Genomic DNA, 19551 nt, shown 5'->3' on the forward strand with positions numbered 1-19551 from the left:
CATGTCCCATCACCAAGACCTCGACTTCCTGCCGCTGAATCTCGCCATCCTAACGGTGTCCGACAGTCGCACCATGGAAAACGACAGCTCCGGCCATTTGCTCGCCGAGAGCGCCACCGCCGCCGGTCACCGCGTGATGGCGCGTGAAATCTGCAGCGACAATCGCTATCTGCTACGCGCCGTGTTTTCACACTGGATCGCGGATAACGAGGTGCAAGTGGTGATCAGCACCGGCGGCACCGGCGTGACCGGACGCGATAACACGCCCGAGGCGCTAATGCCCTTGCTGGACAAAGAAATCGCGGGCTTCGGCGAACTGTTTCGCTCGCTATCGTTCGGCGACATTGGCGCATCCACCATCCAGTCGCGCACCCTGGCCGGCATGGCCAATGCCACTTTGCTGTTTTGCCTGCCGGGCTCCACCGGCGCCTGCCGCACCGCCTGGGATGGCATTCTTGGCCCACAACTCGACCGTCGCACCCGGCCATGCAACTTCGCGCAGCTCATTGAACGCTTCAGCGAGAGCTGAGCGCTAGCAACCAAGCATCGCCACCATGACCACCGTCAACCAGCACAACAGCTGTGACTCCGAAAGCGATAGGACACTCACTGTCGAAGAGGCCATCGCGCGCATACTGGCCCGCGACTTTCCGCCGCTAGCGCTGGAAGCCTTACCGCTGGATCAGGCCCTCGGACGCATGCTTGCACAGTCTGTCATTAGCCCCATCGATCAGCCCAGTTGGGACCACAGCGCCATGGACGGCTATGCGCTGCGCCATGTCGATCTCAGCCGCGACCCGCCCGAGTGGCTCGTCAGCCAGCGCATCCCCGCCGGCAGCCAGCCCGGCCCCCTCCTCCATGGCACAGCCGCGCGCATTTTCACCGGCGCCCCGGTGCCGGATGGCGCGGATACGGTGGTGGTGCAGGAAATCTGCCGCCAGGATGGGGACAGGCTGCATATCGCCCCGAATGAGCACGCAAACCTCGAGGCATTGATCAAGCCCGGTGCCAATATCCGCCAGCGCGGCGAGGACATTCGCGCAGGCGATCATATTCTGGACTCGGGCACCAAACTCGGCCCCCAACATCTGGCGCTCGCGGCGTCAGTCGGTATCGCGGAGTTGCAAGTCTACCGGCGCCTGCGCGTCGCCATTTTGAGCAGTGGCGATGAACTTATCCTGCCCGGCCACCCCTTGCAACCCGGGCAGATCTATAACTCCAACCGCTTCATGCTCGCCGGCCTGCTGCGCGCCCTGGGCTGCGAGGTCATTGACCTGGGCATGATCCCGGACCGCTTCGAGGCGACCCTGCAGGCATTGCGCGAAGCCGCCAACCAAGCCGATCTGGTTATCGCCAGCGGCGGCGTCTCGGTCGGCGAGGAAGACCACGTCCGCCCGGCACTCAAGCAACTTGGCACGCTGGACCTGCCCCGAGTCGCGATGCGCCCCGGCAAGCCGATTGCGATCGGTCGTATTGGTCAGGTCGCCTTTATCGGCAGCCCCGGCAATCCGGTGTCACTTTTCGTCACCTTCGCGCTCTTTGCCCGACCGCTGATCCTCAAACTCCAGGGGAGTCGCCTCGGCATCAGCGACAGCCCACTGTCCCGCCCTTGGCGCGTCAGCGCCGATTTCGCAACCAAAAAGCCGGAAAAACGCAGAGAATACCAGCGTGCCCGGCTGCTACTGGGCGACAACGGCCAGCCCCGGGTCCAGGTCTTTCCAAGCCGTTCCTCGGCCGCCATCACCTCACTCAGTTGGGCCGCTGGCTTGGTGGTGATTCCAGAGCACAGCCAAATCAGTCACGGGGATATGGTCGACTTTCTGCCCTTCAGCGAGTTGCTAACATGATCCGCCTGCTCTATTTTGCCAGCCTGCGCGAGACACTTGGCTGTGAGGGCGAGGACTATCCGCTGCAATCCCCCATCACAACCGCCGAACTGCGCACCCAACTCGCCTCGCGCGGCCAACCCTGGTCCGAGGCGCTCGCCCCCGCGCGGTTAATCCTCGCCGCCGTCAATCAATCCATCGCTGGCACTGATACCATCATTCAGCCTGGCGACGAAGTAGCCTTTTTCCCGCCCGTGACCGGAGGCTAGCCTGGGTTGTCTAAACCAACCGGGTTGGCTGCCCCATCTGGGCATCACCAAGGCGTCTCGGCAACCCAAATACTGGCCAGCAATTCAAAATGTGGGTGTTTCTTCTGGTGTAGATAACCGGGCCAACAACCTGGCGCTGGAAAACGAAATATGGAATTGCTAAATACTGGCTGACCGCTTGACGCGGTCAGCCGCGAACGATGGTAACTAAATCTCTATGTGGTTCGGCGCCACCCCGGAGGATGAGGCTACTGGATCACATTAACACGATACGTTATCGGGCGCTTCTCCTCTAGCAACCCCGCCGCGCATAGCGACCAGAGACAAAGCCACGCCTGCCGCGGAAGTTGATCCGCAACCAGGTACGGTCCTTGACCCAGGCTTGAGCGGCATGACAACTACCACGCCGGAGAACCCCAATCACCGCACAATTCGTTGACGGGCAGGCGCGTACATTCAAATCTGTCGTTGCCCGGAAGGGCACCGCCGCATTGGCTGAACCAGGAAGGATCATCATTGATCCGGCCACCAACAAAAAGACCGCCGCGGAAACTACCAAGAACCTGACTGACCGAGCTTTGGCTTGAGCGAACTGCATGATGATTACCCTCGTCTATGGCTGAAACGGAGCTTTGATATGATCGCGACGCGGGTTCACAGCCGAACGATGCCTGCCGCAGGCCCGACGCCATTTTCGACACCACAGGGGCGCCGTAACGCAAAACGGAGTTTCTGCAAGCCCAGCCAAGCGTCCTTGGCGACTGGCATCCCCCGATTTCCGCAAGGAAAGATTGCTCGACCACGGAGATATTGTCAAGAAACAAGCGCAATCATCCCAAGACTTGCCTCTCGCGGTGGGTGTTCGGCGATGATATACACGAAATGATAAGATTCATCAAAAATTCGATCTGGAAGAGGTGATTCGACACCATACCCGATGCACGCGAAGCAAGCCTGACTCCGAAACCCCCTAGAAGAGGCCAGCAAAACGGAAAGTGAATTTTCACTCTAAAGAATAGCTGGATTGACACATCCAGCAGTGGCGGCGGGAATAAGAAAAAGGCTGGGGGGATTTCTGCGCTTGCCCGAGCCAGATACCCAAGCATGCGATTTTCTGGCGCACCGGCTGACCAAATATTTCGACAACCATGACAAAATCATCGTCGGAGCATACCTCCCGGATACAACGGCCATGCACCGCTTAAGAAAAAGCCGCTAAAGCAAGGGTATGGTCAACTCAACGACCTGTATCCGGAGGTAACGAAAGGACGGCTACATGCATGGAAAACCCAGTGGCTTCTTAGCCCTTCGAAGCGACAACAAAAGCGTCCTTTACATCATTGCCGCGCAAATCTTCGAGCTAAGTTACGATGTCGAGAAATCTTCCGAGATGATCGCCTCATCGCGATAATCCCGGCTGGATGCAGCGGAGCGGATGCGCTTTTGCATCCAGTAGTATTTCCAAAACAAGCGCGCCAGCGTCCATTGAGTGATTGCGAGTGTCTTCAATAGCCGAGGATAGAAGGTAAGCGGGCTTTCACGGGGCAGACCAGGACGTCGGTCTTTGCGGTATTTGCGTCGCAAGATGCCGGCTTCCAGCGGATGAACACCTTCAACCAGCACACTGCCGTAGAACCAGACAACACTCTCCATAATGCGCTTGGGACTAATACCAAAGGCGTGGGCACGGCGCATGAGTGTCTCGACGTGCTCATCGCTGTAGTAGGTATCCCAACACTGGCGGTAGGTCGCGTCCCATTCAGCGCGGGACATTTTGCTGTGATCCGTCACCGCATGACTGAGATCATATTGATTGAGATCCGGGTCCATCGGCGTGGCGCTTTCGAGCAACTCTTTGTGATCTTGCGATCCTGGCAGCGGAGTGAGATAAAAAAACTCCAGCATATCGACCGGAAGCTCACGCTTAATGATCGAGAGGCTGCGCATGACCGATGCCGGCGTATCTTCTGGCAACCCAACAATATAGCCGGCCAAGGTAAAAACGCGCACGCGCTTCCAAGCGAGGAAGGTGGCGCGATATTCGCTGAGTCGGTTCTGCTTTTTGTTAATATGTTGCAGGTTGTCTTCGTCGATGTTCTCCAATCCGATGAACACCCGTTTAACGCCAGCCGCAGCGGCTTTCTTGATGAAGCGCGGGATGCGGTGGCACAGGGTATCGACCTGGATGAACAAGTTGAAGCGCTGATGGTGTCGCAGCGCGATCAGTCGATCCAGAATGGCTTCCCAGTTGCGGTTGCGGGCGAAGTTGTCATCGGTGATGAAAAACCGATCAATGCCCTGTGACAGGTTGTCGGCAATAATGCGCTCGACATCATCGGCGCCGCGGTAGCGTGATTTTCGTCCTTGCACGTTGATAATGGTGCAGAAGCTGCAAAGAAAGGGGCAACCACGCCCGGCATCGAAGCTGGTTTGGCGCCCAGCGGTGTGTTTGACCTGCTCCCTGGAGAGAAAGGGCGTCGGGACATTTTCGATGGAGGGCAGGTTCGCCATAGTGTTGTAGATAGGCTTTAAGGTTCCGTTCCATGCGTCGGTCAGGACGGTCTCCAGGCTTTCCTCGGCCTCGCCGGCAAAGAGGGAGATGCCGTGGCTGAGTGCTTCCTGTAACTCCGGGGAGATACCGGAGAGCATGGCCAAGCTGCCGCTTACATGAAAGCCGCCAATGCACACAGGAACATTCAAAGCGCGGAAAGCTTTGGCCAAATCCAGTGCGCGCGGATACTGATTGCTCTGCACCCCAACCAAGGCCACCAGGCCGGTGCCCCCTCGGCTGCGAATCATTTTGGCCAACTTCTCAGGACGGATGCGGGTATTGGTCTCGTCAGCGGCCCAGAGGTGGATGCTGACCCCCTCTCCGAGCACCTGGCGCCGGGCACAGTCAAGCGCCAGAGCGTAAAGCGCCGCCAAACTGTTGGCGGGCATGGCCGAGCGAAGCCACTGAATGACATAACCATCGTCGTCATAGTGGGTTGGCTTGATCAGGATCAGCTGGAAGTGCTTCATGGTTGTGCGGCAGGGGACGGAACGTCCCGGTTTTTGCGGTTTTGCGACAGCAGCCTTGCGACCTCATCCATTATGGAGAGGCCCGATTTGGTCGCGTAGTTCGAGTAGCGCGTCCTGCAGCGCCTCTTCTATAACCGGGTGATAAAAAGGCATTTCCAGTGCCTGGTTGACGGTCATCTTGGTTTCCACTGCCCAAGCCATTAAGTGTGCGATATGCTCGCATCGCGGTCCAACCATTTCAGCTCCGAGCAGGCGCCCATCTTGGTGCGCAGCATAGACGCGCAGCAGGCCGCGATTTTGCCCCATGATCAGTGCACGTCCAACGGGGCCAAAACCTTGGGTCGCGACTGCTGTCGAAGACTGATCCAACTCGGCAAAGCGAAGGCCGACAAAGGCGATGTTGGGCTCCGAGAAGATGATCGACATGGGCGTTTTGTGTCGGTAGCGTCGCGGTAGGCGATGGGTCGCGTTATAGCCCGCGATCCGCCCTTGTTCGGCGGCACGTTGCAGGTTCGCGATCTGGCCATTGGCGTCGCCCGCCAGGTAAATCGGCAATTGGCCCAGTTGCAGTGTGTGCGGGTCATGGATGGGAATGCCGCGTTCGTCGAGCGCCACGCCAAGGCGTTCCAGCTTGAGTGCTGATAGATTCGGCTGCCGACCCAGCGCGAGGAACAGCTTCTCGACCTGAACCTCGGCCGCGCCGGCCCGAACCCGAAAACCGCCTTCGACCGGCTCCACCCTTGGTTCATGTCCGAGATGAATGGGCATCTCGCGCCCAATCACATCCACCGCCGCCTCGCTCACCCGGGGATCGGTGAGTCGTGCCAATCGTGTCCCATGATCAAAACCGGTCACCCTGATGCCAAGCCTCGCGAGGGCCTGGCCAATTTCGACACCGATGGGACCGAGGCCAATGACAGCGATCGATTCGGGTAGTGCTTCTTGATCAAAGAGCGTATCGACGGTGAGCAGACCTTCACCGAAAGCAGTTTTCCACACTGGAGGAACAACGGAACGAGCGCCAGTGGCAATGATGAAAGCACCGGCATGAACCACGCGCTCGCCCACGCGCACGGCGCCGGAGGACAGGAATTCCGCGAAGCCGTCAATGAGCTGCTCCTCGCTCATCTCATCGGTGGTGTTGGCAAGCACCAGGTCGACGAAGGTATCGCGCAGGTCGCGCACATGCTCGAATGCCTCGGCGCGGTCAAGTTCAAGGTGCTCACCGCCGGAGACGCCATAGCGGCTGAATCTATCCCTGGCCTTGTAGGATTCGGCGAGATGGATCGCCACCTTTGACGGCATGCAGCCAATCCGGGCACAGGTGGTTCCGAGCGGGCCACCATTGATCAGTACCCAGCGGTCGGTGATTTTGCGGACCTCCTTGACCGCGTTCAGGCCAGCATGGCCCGCGCCGATGACGGCGACATCGACATGAATTTCCACGCAGTCTCCCGGAGTGTCTCAAAGTTAGGATGGATCGTCGGCGCGGTTGCCGGGGAGCCAGCGAGCTAGCTCATATAGGCCAGTGCCTCGGGTCCAGGATTCGGCAAACCGGCCGTGCGCCAGGCAGCGCGGCAACTCCCAAAGAGTTCCTTGACACGAGTCCGCATCATGCTGTGTTCATGACAAATTTGAGACATGGGTGGCAGCGCGTTGTAGCTGAGGAAATGTTCGCGCAAGTGATAGATGATCGACCAGTGCTCGGGTTCCAGGGTGCCACGTCCATCAAGGGCTGTCAGCAAGCAAGCGAGGGTATCTGTCCAAACATTGGGGTCGATGACAAATCCATCCTCATCAAGGGGCAAGGGTTGGTGGATGGATGTGAAGCGATGATAGGCGGGTGAAAAATCCGCTGTGGGCTGCATCATAATGGCGTGGCTCCCATGGTGGTTGGTCGCAAGCGATCTTGGGCTGGCGCGCTCTTGTCCGCGCCTTAAGACGGACTATAACAGTCGGATTTAATCTGTCAACTAATGCATCGAGCCCGGTGTAACCAAGCTACGTCGTGCGGTGCGATCCAGACACTCTTGAGGCATCTTTCCATGGTCCATTTTCACAGCCTGGGTTAGGTTGCCAGAGCAGTCAGAAGAGTTACTCCATCATGTCGTTGATGACGTTCTTAAACCAACTGTGGGCATAGCTGACCTCACGCTCGCGAATCTCCGGGCTGGCGTTGGTGGGTGAGACGCCGCCGGAACCGGGGATCGGCTCAATGGTGTTGGTGTCGCTATCGAGGCTGTAAACGGCCGCGACCGAGATGCCGAAGTCTTCGCCGACGATGCTGTAGCAGGTGTTGACGAAGGTGGGATCCCCCGGTTCCTGGTTGCGGAAGCGGGCAATGATGGCGGCGACGGCGACCTTGGCCTGCGAGTTGGCGGCGTAGGCGGACTTGGGCATTTTCTCGGCGCTGGAGGCATCGCCTAGCACATAGATGCCGGGGTGGCGGCTGGACTCGAAGGTGCCTTTGTCAACCGGGCACCAGTCGCCCTCCACCAGATCGGCGGCGAAGGCGATCTTCCCCGCTTTTTGCGGCGGGATGATGTTGACCACATCGCCCTGAAAGTCCTCGACCAAGCCGACCAGCGTGCGGGTATCCGGGTCGAGTTCCTCCACCGCGCCACCGGCGGCGGCACTCACCCATTCGATCAGGCTGTTGTCGGTGCCATACCCATAGAGCTTGCGCCAGCCCTCCATGTACAGCCCCTGCTTGGAGAACGCATCCTTGGCATCGAGGATGGTGACCTTGGCCCTCGGCTTGTGGTGCTGGCAATACATGGCGATCTGCGAGGCCCGCTCATAGGGGCCGGGCGGGCATTTGAACGGGTTGAGCGGAGCGACAATGACCACATGCCCTCCCTCTGGCATGGCTTGGAGCTGATTGCGCAGCAGCAGGGTTTGCGGCCCGGCGAACCAGGCATGAGGGATGCGCTCATTGGCGATTTGCGCATCGTAGCCGGCAATCGCCTCCCATTTGAAGTCAACCCCCGGGGAGACCACGCAGGCGTCGTAGTCAAAGCGGTTGCCGCCCTGGGTGATCACCTGCTGCTTATCCGGATCGATGCCAACCGCCCAGTCTTGCACCAGCTGGACCCCATGGGCACGTAGCCGGTCATAGCCGAAGGTCAGGGATTCGAGGGTGCGCTCACCACTGAGCACCTCATTGCTCATAAAGCATGAGGTGTAGGCGGCTTGGGGGTCAATCAGGGTCACGGCCAGGCTGGGGTCGAGCTTGCGCAGGTATTTGGCCGCCGTGCAACCACCCACGCCGCCGCCGACGACCACGACGCGGCGGGCCGCGCCCAACACCAGCGCGGGAAACCCCAGGGTGCCGAGGGCAGCGGCACCACCGGCGGCGCGGAGAAAGGTTCTGCGTTTCATCTCGGTCATGCTCATTGCTCCTGATCCGCGCTCACACCCGTGGCACCGGTGGCACCGGTGGCAGCGGTCGATGACTGGCTGCCGTAGTAATTGACCAGCGCCGGGATGGCCTGGTCCCCGGCCTCGGCAATGGCGGCATCGACCTTGCGCTTCATCTTGCGCGGCCATTGGCGCTTGCCATTGAGAAAGTCCTCCATGGTGAATTCGAGGTAGGGGATCCACTGCCCGGCCAGGGTGCCGGCATCGCCGGGCAGGCCGCCGTTTTCATGGCATTTTTCGCAATACGCTTGGTGCAGATCCACACCGCGCGCCGCCAGGGCGGCGTCGTACTCCTGCGGGAACACCCGCAAGCGCTGGCTGGCGAAGAACCAGCTCATGGCTTCGAGTTGCTCATCGCTGTAAGCCTTGGCGATGCGGTTCATGATGCTGGGATTGCGCTGGTCCTCGCGATAGGCCCGCATGGCATCGACAAAGACCTCCGGGTCCATCCCGGCGATGGCCGGCATGGAAGGGCCGACGCTGGAGCCATCGGTGCCATGGCAGCCAGCGCAGGTGAAGGCCAGTGCCTGCCCGGTTGGCCCGGTTGGCCCGGCGGCGGCGGTCGCCGGTAGCAGAGCACAGGCGAGCAGCAGCAGCTGGCGAACAGACGCTGGCATGGTGGTGTTTTTCTTGTTCATTGTCTCCATCCCCCTCAGTTCGGCGCGGTGACCAGGCCAATCAGCACCAGGGTGAGCAAGACCAGGCCGGTCATGATCAGCACGGTGGTGATGAAGGAGGCCGCCAGTGAGACGCGTCGCGACGGGCGCTGTACCAGATGCTTCTCCAGCTCACCGGCTTCCACCAGCCGGTCGTATTCGAGCCGGTGGTCGTGCTTGAACTCATCAATGGGAATCACGCCGGTAAAGATGGCGGTACTCATCGGGAAGCGCTCGGGGCGGAAATGCACATTAAAGAAGTGCACCGAGTTCAGGAAAATGGCCGCCAGCAGCGCCTCTTCGGCATGCACCAGGTTGGCGATGTTGAAGCTCCAGCCCGGCAGGATGAGCGAGGTGATCCCCGGCATGAAGAGCACCAAACCGGAGAGGCCGATCACAGTGGCACCCCAGAAGGGCGCCCAATAGTCGAACTTCTGCCAGTAGGTCCAATGGTTGAACCGCGGCCGCGGTCCCCAGCCGAGGAACCATTTGAACATGTCGCGCAGATCCCTGAGGTCCTTTAAGTTCGGCAGCATCGATGTACTGCCGAACCACTTGAAGGTCGCGCGGTTGCGGCGGATATTGCGCCAGGCCAGCACCAGATGCAGGATGAAGATGCTCAACCAGATGATGGCGGCGGTGCGGTGAATGATCGCTTCCATCCGGATGCCGCCGAGGAACTCCACCACCGCCTTGGCCCAGGCGGTATGCGAGAACAGCAGCGTGGTGCCGGTCAGGATGAGCGTCATGGTGGCGATGGCGAACAGGAAGTGAATCCAGCGCCACACCAGCGGGAAGCGGCGGAAATAGACCACATCCGGCTGGCTCAAGTCCTCGTTGAAACCTTTGCCCTGGCGGCGATCCATGATTTCGCGGTACAGCCACAGGAGCACATGGACCCAGAAAAAGCCCATGACAGAAAAGATCAGAATATCCATGAAGGTTTTGAAGGCCCACAGATCCGGGTAATTTTCCCGATCTTCGGCATCGCCATGCGGCCAGAAGCCGAGGAAATTCCGGTTGGCGTTCCTATGACAGGCGCGACAGTTTTCCAGCCGATTGTTGGCGTGGATTTCCGAGGTCGGGTCATCCTCGTTCTTGACCAGATGCCCGCCATGACAGTCGTGGCACTTAGCCGCCTCGGTGTACCCCAGGCGATGCACCTGGCCGTGATAGGACGCGAAATAGGTGCGCTGGGCCTCTTGGTGACAGTTCCCGCAGTTCTCGGTGATCTGCCACTGGGCCTTGTCGGTCGCGGAGGCGGCGATCTCGTGGGTGGTGTGGCAATCGGAGCAGACGGCCGCCTCGCTGTCGCCTTCCTCCATCACCGCTTTGCCGTGATCGGAGGTGCGATAATCCGCCAGCGCCTGTTCGTGGCAGCGCCCACAGATCTCGGGGTTGTTCAGTCGGTGCTCGGCGCGCTGGATGCTGCCTAGCTCGCCGATATTGTGCCCATCGTGGCAGTCGTAGCAAGTGGCGTTGGTGCGCGACTGGTCCAGTTCGCTCGGCTGGGCATGGACCGAGTGCATGAAGTTGTCGATTTGCTGGTTGACGATCTCAAGACGCGCGTACTTGTCATCCGGATCATCCTTGTGCGCTTCCCAAGTGTCCCGGTGGCACTCGATGCAGCCGACGATGACCGCTGGCGCCTTGCGATGCGGAACCCGGTCAATGGTGACATGGCAACTGGTGCATTGCTGCCCGCCATGGACGCTGTCCTTGATCTGCTGGCTGTTGACAAAGATCTCCACTGGCGAGCCATCGTCGCGCACATCGGTGCGATGTTCTTGGTCGCCATGACAGGTCAGGCAGCGTTCGTTGGGGATGATGCGTTTGCCAGTCTCGGGATCGAAATGGTCGATCATGAGTTCGCCATCTGGCATCAGTGGTATTCCAACTGGCTCAGGCGTGGCGTTGCTGGTCGCGGTGCTGAAGACAGCGGGGGAGAGGATCAACCCCAGGAGCGCTGCCCACAGACGGACCACGCGGTTTATCTCGATGCGTCTGGGCATCGTTACTCCTCCATCGTTGTTGTCATGTCGTTGGCTGGCTCTTGTGCGGCCCCCTTGATGATTGTCAATCTAGCATTTTAATTGTGGTTAAGGAAATGGTGCTGAGTCGGCGGTGCTCCTGTTGGCCCCAGAGTCCCCAGAGTCCCCAGATTCCCTGTCGTTCTGAGATCTGTTTAGGTCACCTTGGCTGGCAATCGGCTGGTATGGTGATCCCGACAACCGGGGACTCAAGGCCGCGGGTCAGGCGCGGAAAGACCAAGAGGCCGTGATCGAACTCAACCACCGTTTCGTGCTTGCGCATGGCGTTGCCATCCAGCCCGATCTTCTGTAAATTCTCCGCCCCGGCGGCCCTGAATGGCAATGCGACCATCACCGGTCATATCGCTGGGGATAATGATACATATGGTTTCACATCACAACGGAGCGGAACTGTCTCAATCGAACTGACGGGGTTAACTGGCCTCGGAACATATGACCTTGTCTATATGAGACTGTATGACAGCAACGGAGATCAAGTAGACAGCGATGTATCTAATTTTTCAGCGGGCGCACACCTAACATAGAGTGTTAATGCTGGCGAGACTTTTTTCGTCAAAGTTGATCCAGTCGATTTTGTCACCGCGAACTATCACCTTAGCGTTCATGATGCTGAGGACTACGTCAATGGGGCAAATATCGGTGATGCCGGAAATAGCATCAGCTCCGCTGAATTCGTAAAGTTTGACAGTAATGATAAAGCGACAATCACCGGCCATGTCGATGTAGTCAATGACTACTACCGGTTTACATCATCGGGAAATGGAACAGTCTCGATCGATCTTTCAGGACTAACCGTATCAAGTTCAACTGGAATAGTATATTTGCGTTTGTATGACAGCAACGGAACTGAAGTAAAAGCATCGACCGGTAGCAGCACAAGAGATACGATAACCTACAGTGTCAATGCTGATGAGACCTATACCGTCAGAGTCGATCCACGAGGAGATATCACTTCCATCATATAGCCTGAGCATTGCAGCACCCAACGGAAGCGTTGGTGGCTATCCAGGTGTTGGTATCACGCGGGCGGAGGCAACGAATGTCGCGCTGCTCTATAGTGCGGGTCTGGGTAGAGATCCGGAAGTCCATGGCTTGAATTTCTGGATCGATCAGCGTGCGAACGGCATGCCGTTCGAGGTAATCGCCGGTGCTTTTCTTGATTCGCCGGAATTCACAAACCGCTATGGTGACGACGACCTGATGTCGGCGCAACGGTTCATTACCGTAATGTGCGAAAATGTTTTGGGTAGACTGCCCGACGCGGCGGGTTTCGCCTATTGGGAAGAGGCGATGGCGCGGCAAGGGCTTGCTCGAGAACAGGTCTTGATGTTCTTTGCTGATAGCACGGAAAATCGCAGTCAGGCGGCCTACGTGGATACACTATATCAGGTGGGAGACGACTGGTTCTTGTGATCCGAAGCTTAGATGCTGCCATCAAAGGCCACGCCGATACGACGCACACCATGGGAATAGGCCTCAATGGTTTACAGCCGCAGACCCTTAGAGCCGCAGATTCGACTGAGACATATTTATGGCTTCCAATTACCACAACTTTTTCGACTTTAATCGCTACGCCGTTGTCGGTCATTCAGCAATCAAACCCTTTCCTCTGCTCAGCTACCGTGGGCTGAAAAGGCTCGGCAAACAGGCACTGGCCGTTGATCCCAGCGCTCGGCAGATTGACGGTGATCCAGCCTACCCGGATTTTAGCGCCCTGCCCGAGCCGGTCGAAGCGGTGATTATCGAAGCCCCTAGGACTGACACCAAGGACTGGGTCGCGCGCGCGGCTGAGGCCGGCATCAAGCACGTCTGGATCCACATGGGCCAAGATACCCCAGAGGCGTCCGCCCTCGCCAAACAGCACGGGATCAATTTGCGCACCGGCAGTTGCGCGGTGATGTACCTCAAGCCCGGCCTGTCCTACCACAGCATTCATCAAATGATCATGAAGGCACTGGGCAAGTATTAGGCACGCGCGACTGCGACAGTAGAGATGATGAAGGTGCATGGAGGCTAGAATCTGGACTGAAGCCATGCGCCCTCATAATCCGATTATCCCGGCAAAGCGTTATACAACCAGTGGGCGGCAAACGAGACGCTGGAAGATTTCGCGCTGCGCTTCACCGCCGCGCATGCGCGACGCTGATCGGATGCCCGGGTTGCCAACACGGCGCTTGGCATCGTCGCCTTCCTCGCGATTGAAGCCATTGCTGGCACCATCACTCTGCAATATATCTTCACCAACTTTGTACGATATCAATTCGGTCGGCATTCAACTGGCCTGGGTGCTACCAGGGGCTAATCGGAAGGCTGCAGAACCACATGGCGGGCACGCAATTTCCCCAGGCCTTGTAAATCAGTTACATAAGAAAAACGAACCCTAACATAATAGAACTAAGTGAACATCTGCTCTTTCTAGGATTATGCCCTGAGGGGGGGTGTCTAACAGTCGCCCCCTTGACGCGCCGCGCGTCCGTTCGGAATCGGCACGCCGTGTTATCCTTGCGCAGCCGTGGGGTGATTGAGCTGACAATCTGGCCAATTACCTCGCTTTTACGCAGATCGTGATTCTGCTATTTCATGGTAAGGGCTTCACCCAGTTCATGAATTCCGCCACCAAAACACCGCCATCCCCCGGCGCCAAGGCTCCGCCTGCCGACACCCGCTTGGCCTTTTCGTCCGCGCACACCCCCCTGCAGCGCGCACTGCATCAATTCGTGCTAGCAAATCCCGGCCTCACCAGCCAGACGCTGGCAGAATCCTTTGGCTTGCCGACTGAGTTCTGCGCTGAAACCTGCGCTGTGCTGCGCGATGCCGGCGCTTTTTCGCAGCAAGCTGACGGACGCTGGTGCGCACTGCCGACCGAGCCTGGCACTCCTGGTTCCGAACTACCCACCAACCTCGACCCACGCCATCTGGCCATGCTGTTCGAGCAGTCGCTCGATGGCCTGTTCTTCATGATGCTCGACGAGCCGCTGCGCTGGGATGACAGCGTGGATAAAGAGCGTGTGCTCGAGCAGGTCTTCGAGCGCCAGCGCATCACCCATGTCAACGACGCCATGTGCCGCCAGTATGCCGCGCGCCCGGAGCAGCTGATCGGCCTGCGTCCGGTGGACTTTTTTGCGCATGATCCGGCGGAAGGGCGACGCCAGTGGCGGAGACTGTTCGACACAGGTCGGCTGCACACCGAGACCGACGAGCGCCGCTTTGACGGCACGCCCATCTTCATCGAGGGCGATTACCGCTGTCTGTATGACCACCAGGGACGCATTCTCGGGCACTTTGGCGTGCAGCGAGACCTGACTGATCGCCACACGGCCCTGCGCCGGCTGTCGGAAAGCGAGGAGCGGCTGCAGGACATCATCGCCAGCACAGCGGATTTCATCTGGGAAGTGGACCGCGAGGGGCGCTTTTGCTATGTCGCTGGCCAAGTCGAGCCGCTGCTCGGCCACACCGAGGCGGAACTTCTGGGCAACACGCCCTTTGTGTTCATGGATGAGCACGAGGAGGCACGCGTCCGTCCTATTTTCGAGCAGGCTCGCGCCGAACGCCGCCCCCTCGGTCGGCACGAGAACTGGCTCAGAACCAAACAAGGCGGCCGGCGCTGCTTCGCCTTCTCGGGGATGCCCATCTTCGACAACCAGGGCGAGGTGCACGGCTATCGCGGACTCAATCGCGACATCACCGATCAAAAACAGGCTGACGAGGCACTGCGCCAATCCGAGGAACGGCTGCGCGCCTTCTTCGAGATGTCGCCCGAGAGCATCGTGATTCTCGACCCCGAAACCGGCCTGCCACTGCATTTCAACCGTGTCGCCCACGAACGTCTGGGCTACAGCGCCGAGGAATTCTCCCGGCTGCGCATCGCTGACTACGAGTCCAACGAGGATGCCGCGGCGGTTGAGGCACACATCCAGCGCATTCACCAAAGCGGGCGCGATGATTTCGAGACGCGCCACCGCTGCCGTGATGGGCGGGTGCTGAATATCATCGTCTCGGTGCAGCTCGCGGTCGTCAACGAACAGAAAGTGCTCTACGCCATGTTCCGCGACGTCACCGAACTACGCGCCCTGAACGAACGCCTGATGCTCGCCACCAGCGCCGGCGGCATTGGCATCTGGGAGTGCGACTTGGTCGCCAAGCGCCTGGCGTGGAACGATCAGATGTACCAGCTCTACGGCGTGCCGCTCGGCAATGGGGAGGAGAATTACGCCCGCTGGCTGTTCGCTTTGCATCCCGAGGACCGCCCGCGCATGGAGCGACTGGTGGCTGAGTCATTGCAATCGGGCGAGGAACTCAATACCGAATTCCGCATCCTGCGCCAGGGCGAGACACGCTGGCTGCGGGTTGCCGCGCGCCCTTTGTTCGACGCGGGCCAGCAGCCCACCCGCATGATCGGCTGCAACTGGGACGTGACCGACGCCCGCCAGGCCGAGGAGCGCATGGCGCGCGAGGAGGCACGCTTTCGCGGTGCTTTCGAGATCGCTCCCAACGGCATGGCGCTGGTCGACGGCGAAGGCCGCTGGCTGCAAGTCAACCAGGCCTTGTGCGACATCCTCGGCTACAGCGCCGAGGAACTCCTGGCGCGCGACTTCCAGTCCATCTCTCACCCCGATGATCTGCCGGCTGATCTCAGCGCGCTGGAGCAACTGGTCAGCGGCGCGACTGATCAAATCCAGCTCGACAAGCGCTATCTCCACAAGGACGGCCACAGCGTGCCCATCCTGCTCAACTCCTCGGCGGTGCGCGACGAGCGAGGGCGCCTGACGCTGACCGTCAATCACGTACTGGATCTCACCGAGCGCCGCGCCAGCGAGGCGGCTATGCTCGCCGCCAAGGAGGTCGCCGAGGCCGCCAATCGCGCCAAGAGCGAATTCCTGGCCAACATGAGCCATGAGATCCGCACCCCGCTCAATGCCGTGATTGGGCTGACCGAACTCACCCTGGGCACCCCACTCGATGAGCGCCAGCGCGATTATCTGGAGAAAGTCCGCCACAGCTCGCGCGCGCTGCTCGGTATTTTGAACGACATTCTCGACTACTCCAAGATCGAGGCCGGTCGGGTCAGGCTCGAACAGACTCAGTTTCGGCTCGAGGATCTGCTCGAACAGCTGACCGCGCTGTTTCAAGCCGCGGCCGAGGCCAAGGGGCTGGATCTGTTTTATCGCATTGCCCCCGAGGTGCCTCGTCACTTGATTGGCGACCCCATGCGGCTTGGTCAGGTACTGAACAACCTGGTTGGCAACGCAGTCAAGTTCACCGAACAAGGCCAGGTGGAACTAGCCATTCGGGTGGTGAGCGAGCGCGAGGATCGCATAGAACTCAGCTTTAGCGTGCAGGATAGCGGCATCGGCATGGCCGCGGACACCGTCGAGAAGCTGTTTCAGGCCTTTACCCAGGCCGATGGTTCCATCACCCGTCGCTATGGCGGCACCGGGCTCGGCCTGACCATCAGCCAGCGTCTGGTGCGGCTGATGGGCGGCACCATCAAGGCGCGCAGCACCCCCAATCAGGGCAGCACTTTTTGTTTTCATGCTTGGTTTGACATGCCAGAGCGCGCCGCCGCGCGCATTGGCGCGCCACCGCATAACATCGACCAATGCCGCATTCTGATCGTCGACAAGCGCCCGGCCGCGCGCCAGTTGCTTGCCGAGATTCTGCAATCCTGGCGCATGACGCTGCTCGAAGCCAGCAACTGCCCTGGCGCCCGTCAGGCCATTGCCCGGGCGGCGGCGGCAGGTCAGCCGGTGGACCTGGTCCTGCTGGAAGCCAAGCAGTGTCTGGAATGTCGCTTCTGTCCGGTTGCCGCGGACCCGATGCCGGCCGACGGCCCGCCGCCGCCGCGCGCCATTGGCGATCCGCCCACCCCCGTGGTCCTCATGGTAAGCAGCGTCGAGCAGGCCCAACTCCTCGCGCGTGCCGAGAACGCCGAACTGCCGCGCCTGCTGACCAAGCCGGTCACCCCCTCGGCACTCTTCGATGCCATCGCCAATGTGACGCAAAGCCAGTGCCAAGAACGGCCCCATTCCGTCTACAAGAACCCACGGATGACCTCCCCGCTGCAAGGCGTCAGAATCCTGGTGGCCGAGGATAATCGCATCAATCAAATGGTCGCCGAGGGCATCCTGCGCCAGCTTGGCGCATCGGTCACTCTGGCCAACAATGGCCGCGAGGCAGTCGACCTGGCGTTGCAAGAGGACTTCGGCGCCGTGCTGATGGACCTGCAAATGCCGCTGATGGACGGCTATGCGGCCACCGAGGCCATTCGCGCCCGCAATGCGGATGTGCCCATCATCGCGCTCACGGCCGCCGCCCTGGAATCCGACCGCGAGCGCTGCCTGGCCGCCGGCATGAACGATCACTTGGGCAAGCCCATTATCCCGACCCGCCTGGTCGAAGCCTTGACGCGCTGGATCAAGACAGCCCAAGCAGTACCCGATGCCACCGCGCAAAGTCCCTTGGCTCATCAGGATTCCGCGCCCGACATCAATCCAGACAACGCCCAAGGCATCGATTCCGAACAATTGGCCAAGCTGCGCCAGTTACTTGCCGATAATGAGTACGTCCCCCCAGGTCTGCTCGGCGCCCTGCGCAAGGACGCCAGCCCAGCCGCCTTGCGCATCCTCGCTCGCGTCGAGCAGGCACTGGATTCATTCGACTACGAGACCGCCGCTGATACACTAGCCAGCCTCACCCCGGCCTTCCCCTCGGCAAGCCGGCGCAAGCCGCGGTCTCCTCACTAGCCACTTAATTCTCCCAAGCGACCAACAGTGATCGATGACGCAACAAGCTTCTATATTAATCGTCGACGACGTGCCGGCGAACATCCAGCTTCTAGCCGAAGCGCTAAAATCAGAATACCGCATCCGCGTGGCCAATCACGGCAGCAAGGCGCTTGAGATTGCACGCTCCGACCAGCCGCCAGATCTCATCCTGCTCGACATCATGATGCCCGGCATGGACGGCTACGAGGTGTGCCAAAAGTTGAAGTCCGACCCAGCCACCAGCGCCATTCCCATTGTATTTGTCACCGCCAAGACCAGTGTCGATGACGAGGCATACGGCCTCGACCTGGGTGCGGTGGACTACATCCCCAAGCCCTTTCACTTGCCGGTGGTGCGCGCCCGAGTCAAAACCCACATTAACCTCAAGCTCAAGACCGATCTGCTCGAGGAACTGGCCCTGATCGACGGCCTGACCTACATCCCCAACCGGCGCCGCTTCGACCAATTGCTGGAGCAGGAGTGGCTGCGAGCGCGCCGCGAACAGCATTGGCTCGCGCTGGTCATGCTTGATGTCGACCATTTCAAGGCTTACAACGACAACTACGGTCACGGCGCCGGCGACGACTGCCTGCGCGAGGTTGCCAACGCCATTAAAAACAGCCTGCAACGCCCGGGTGACGCCATCGCCCGCTACGGTGGCGAGGAGTTTGTTCTCCTGCTGCCCAACACCGATCAAGCGGGCGCCCGCGCCACGGCCGAACGGGCCCGGGCCGCGGTGTTCACGCGCAACCTGCCACATGCCCATTCAGACACCGCGGATCGCGTCACCGTCAGCCTCGGAGTCGCCGCTACCCAACCAGACTCGAACAAACCTAATGCCCTGCTAAAAGCCGCCGATAACGCCCTCTACGAAGCCAAACGCAGCGGCCGCAACCGACTGCATGAGGTTTCGGTTTGACAAACTTAGCACTGGGCTGGGGGCATCCTGGGTATGTTGAAAAGGCTAGCCTCAAAATCAGCCAGGTACTATGCCATTGCCCATTCATTCTGTCTGGAGACGACTCCTGCGTGGTCCCGCACTGGCGCTGGCGCTGATTGGCCTCGCGGTGATTGGGTTGGTACGCCATTGGTGGTGCCAGGAAGACATCGAAATAGTAGTCACACGGGTGCCAGATGGTCATAGCCTTCAGGGACATGCCGGGCGCGTGATGCTAGATCGCATCGCGGTTGCACCGGCGACGACGCCCGCGGGTGCGGCGGCACGCGACTATTTACAGGCGCTCACGCTTCAACAGAAGCTAAGCTGCCGCATCTGTCGCCGAGGGCAGCGCACGACCTTCTCTGGTCGTTGCTGGCTGCCGAATGGCAGCGAACTCGAGCCCATGCTGGTAAAAGCAGGCTTAGCGCGGGACTGCCCAGCGGTCTCGGGTGGGCATCTGGCGCGGGCGCAAACCTGGATCGGAGAGCGGATTCCCTTGCCTGATCGTTGTCGCCCCCGGTTGCGGCGGGGACCCTGGCCGGCGGTCCGTTAGCTTCTTGTACATTCTCTATTCACTCAGACAACAAGTGGCGACAACTGTCGA

General features: G+C 59.9%; 18 protein-coding genes. 9 read left to right on the top strand and 9 right to left on the bottom strand.

Annotation, left to right across the window (positions count from 1 at the left end):
- Position 1: 1 nt before the first annotated feature.
- From moaB to moaD, 3 genes are read left to right on the top strand one after another with little or no spacing between them, the layout of a single operon-like run.
- Complete coding sequence (moaB, locus tag Thiowin_RS18640) at positions 2-529, top strand: molybdenum cofactor biosynthesis protein B (protein WP_328984462.1); 528 nt, start codon at positions 2-4, stop codon at positions 527-529.
- A 25-nt stretch (positions 530-554) separates the two neighbouring features.
- Complete coding sequence (locus tag Thiowin_RS18645; RefSeq protein ID WP_328984463.1) at positions 555-1847, top strand: molybdopterin molybdotransferase MoeA; 1293 nt, start codon at positions 555-557, stop codon at positions 1845-1847.
- On the top strand, positions 1844-2095 hold the full coding sequence (moaD, locus tag Thiowin_RS18650; RefSeq protein WP_328984464.1) for a molybdopterin converting factor subunit 1: 252 nt from the start codon (positions 1844-1846) through the stop codon (positions 2093-2095). Before Thiowin_RS18645 ends, moaD begins: the two co-directional genes overlap by 4 nt.
- A 292-nt stretch (positions 2096-2387) precedes the next feature.
- On the opposite strand, the gene Thiowin_RS25435 is transcribed toward moaD, so the two are convergent.
- The 8 genes from Thiowin_RS25435 to Thiowin_RS18685 all read right to left on the bottom strand — a co-directional run bounded on the left by Thiowin_RS25435 (position 2388) and on the right by Thiowin_RS18685 (position 11574).
- A complete protein-coding gene (locus tag Thiowin_RS25435) occupies positions 2388-2693 on the bottom strand; it encodes an SH3 domain-containing protein (protein ID WP_408034105.1) in 306 nt (101 codons plus the stop codon).
- Positions 2694-3460: 767 nt separating this feature from the next.
- Positions 3461-5116, bottom strand: a complete 1656-nt coding sequence (locus Thiowin_RS18655; protein ID WP_328984465.1) for a B12-binding domain-containing radical SAM protein — start codon at positions 5114-5116, stop codon at positions 3461-3463.
- 63 nt (positions 5117-5179) lie between these two features.
- The gene (locus Thiowin_RS18660; protein ID WP_328984466.1) at positions 5180-6562 is read right to left on the bottom strand and encodes a dihydrolipoyl dehydrogenase; all 1383 of its coding nucleotides are present in this window, start codon (positions 6560-6562) and stop codon (positions 5180-5182) included.
- A 65-nt stretch (positions 6563-6627) separates the two neighbouring features.
- A complete protein-coding gene (locus Thiowin_RS18665) occupies positions 6628-6987 on the bottom strand; it encodes a TusE/DsrC/DsvC family sulfur relay protein (RefSeq protein WP_328984467.1) in 360 nt (119 codons plus the stop codon).
- A 223-nt stretch (positions 6988-7210) separates the two neighbouring features.
- Positions 7211-8506, bottom strand: a complete 1296-nt coding sequence (locus Thiowin_RS18670) for an NAD(P)/FAD-dependent oxidoreductase (RefSeq protein WP_328984468.1) — start codon at positions 8504-8506, stop codon at positions 7211-7213.
- 2 nt (positions 8507-8508) lie between these two features.
- On the bottom strand, positions 8509-9174 hold the full coding sequence (locus tag Thiowin_RS18675) for a c-type cytochrome (protein WP_328984469.1): 666 nt from the start codon (positions 9172-9174) through the stop codon (positions 8509-8511).
- Between the two features lie 14 nt (positions 9175-9188).
- Positions 9189-11204 (bottom strand): cytochrome C, encoded by a 2016-nt coding sequence (locus Thiowin_RS18680; protein ID WP_328984470.1) that lies wholly within the window; start codon positions 11202-11204, stop codon positions 9189-9191.
- Positions 11205-11382: 178 nt separating this feature from the next.
- Positions 11383-11574 carry a hypothetical protein gene (locus Thiowin_RS18685; protein ID WP_328984471.1) on the bottom strand — a complete coding sequence of 64 codons (192 nt, stop codon included), beginning with the start codon at positions 11572-11574 and terminating at the stop codon, positions 11383-11385.
- Positions 11575-12016: 442 nt separating this feature from the next.
- On the opposite strand from Thiowin_RS18685, the gene Thiowin_RS25440 reads away from it, so the two are divergent.
- The 3 genes from Thiowin_RS25440 to Thiowin_RS18695 all read left to right on the top strand — a co-directional run bounded on the left by Thiowin_RS25440 (position 12017) and on the right by Thiowin_RS18695 (position 13212).
- Entirely contained in the window at positions 12017-12208 is a 192-nt protein-coding gene (locus tag Thiowin_RS25440) for a hypothetical protein (protein ID WP_408034231.1), read from the top strand.
- Positions 12147-12656: a DUF4214 domain-containing protein gene (locus Thiowin_RS18690; RefSeq protein ID WP_328984472.1), complete on the top strand. Its 510-nt coding sequence runs from the start codon at positions 12147-12149 to the stop codon at positions 12654-12656. The genes Thiowin_RS25440 and Thiowin_RS18690 overlap by 62 nt, the downstream gene beginning before the upstream one ends.
- A 118-nt stretch (positions 12657-12774) precedes the next feature.
- The gene (locus Thiowin_RS18695; protein WP_328984473.1) at positions 12775-13212 is read left to right on the top strand and encodes a CoA-binding protein; all 438 of its coding nucleotides are present in this window, start codon (positions 12775-12777) and stop codon (positions 13210-13212) included.
- Between the two features lie 99 nt (positions 13213-13311).
- Here Thiowin_RS18695 and Thiowin_RS18700 read toward each other — a convergent pair whose 3' ends face one another.
- Positions 13312-13515 (bottom strand): hypothetical protein, encoded by a 204-nt coding sequence (locus Thiowin_RS18700; protein ID WP_328984474.1) that lies wholly within the window; start codon positions 13513-13515, stop codon positions 13312-13314.
- A gap of 292 nt (positions 13516-13807) precedes the next feature.
- Between Thiowin_RS18700 and Thiowin_RS18705 the strand changes: the two genes are divergently transcribed.
- The 3 genes from Thiowin_RS18705 (at position 13808) to Thiowin_RS18715 (ending at position 19500) form a co-directional block, all read left to right on the top strand.
- Complete coding sequence (locus Thiowin_RS18705) at positions 13808-17986, top strand: PAS domain S-box protein (RefSeq protein ID WP_328984475.1); 4179 nt, start codon at positions 13808-13810, stop codon at positions 17984-17986.
- A gap of 34 nt (positions 17987-18020) precedes the next feature.
- Positions 18021-18926 (top strand): diguanylate cyclase domain-containing protein, encoded by a 906-nt coding sequence (locus Thiowin_RS18710; protein ID WP_328984476.1) that lies wholly within the window; start codon positions 18021-18023, stop codon positions 18924-18926.
- Positions 18927-18996: 70 nt separating this feature from the next.
- Complete coding sequence (locus tag Thiowin_RS18715; RefSeq protein WP_328984477.1) at positions 18997-19500, top strand: hypothetical protein; 504 nt, start codon at positions 18997-18999, stop codon at positions 19498-19500.
- The last annotated feature ends 51 nt before the right edge of the window (positions 19501-19551 follow it).

The organism is Thiorhodovibrio winogradskyi (assembly GCF_036208045.1).
Lineage (GTDB): Bacteria > Pseudomonadota > Gammaproteobacteria > Chromatiales > Chromatiaceae > Thiorhodovibrio > Thiorhodovibrio winogradskyi.

Bases quoted from the DNA above. Each gene is read 5' to 3' on its own strand.
- moaB (WP_328984462.1), top strand. From the start codon at position 2: ATGTCCCATCACCAAGACCTCGACTTCCTGCCGCTGAATCTCGCCATC.
- Thiowin_RS18645 (WP_328984463.1), top strand. From the start codon at position 555: ATGACCACCGTCAACCAGCACAACAGCTGTGACTCCGAAAGCGATAGG.
- moaD (WP_328984464.1), top strand. From the start codon at position 1,844: ATGATCCGCCTGCTCTATTTTGCCAGCCTGCGCGAGACACTTGGCTGT.
- Thiowin_RS25435 (WP_408034105.1), bottom strand. From the start codon at position 2,693: ATGCAGTTCGCTCAAGCCAAAGCTCGGTCAGTCAGGTTCTTGGTAGTT.
- Thiowin_RS18655 (WP_328984465.1), bottom strand. From the start codon at position 5,116: ATGAAGCACTTCCAGCTGATCCTGATCAAGCCAACCCACTATGACGAC.
- Thiowin_RS18665 (WP_328984467.1), bottom strand. From the start codon at position 6,987: ATGATGCAGCCCACAGCGGATTTTTCACCCGCCTATCATCGCTTCACA.
- Thiowin_RS18670 (WP_328984468.1), bottom strand. From the start codon at position 8,506: ATGACCGAGATGAAACGCAGAACCTTTCTCCGCGCCGCCGGTGGTGCC.
- Thiowin_RS18675 (WP_328984469.1), bottom strand. From the start codon at position 9,174: ATGAACAAGAAAAACACCACCATGCCAGCGTCTGTTCGCCAGCTGCTG.
- Thiowin_RS18680 (WP_328984470.1), bottom strand. From the start codon at position 11,204: ATGCCCAGACGCATCGAGATAAACCGCGTGGTCCGTCTGTGGGCAGCG.
- Thiowin_RS18685 (WP_328984471.1), bottom strand. From the start codon at position 11,574: ATGGTCGCATTGCCATTCAGGGCCGCCGGGGCGGAGAATTTACAGAAG.
- Thiowin_RS18690 (WP_328984472.1), top strand. From the start codon at position 12,147: ATGCTGATGAGACCTATACCGTCAGAGTCGATCCACGAGGAGATATCA.
- Thiowin_RS18695 (WP_328984473.1), top strand. From the start codon at position 12,775: ATGGCTTCCAATTACCACAACTTTTTCGACTTTAATCGCTACGCCGTT.
- Thiowin_RS18700 (WP_328984474.1), bottom strand. From the start codon at position 13,515: ATGCCGACCGAATTGATATCGTACAAAGTTGGTGAAGATATATTGCAG.
- Thiowin_RS18710 (WP_328984476.1), top strand. From the start codon at position 18,021: ATGACGCAACAAGCTTCTATATTAATCGTCGACGACGTGCCGGCGAAC.
- Thiowin_RS18715 (WP_328984477.1), top strand. From the start codon at position 18,997: ATGCCATTGCCCATTCATTCTGTCTGGAGACGACTCCTGCGTGGTCCC.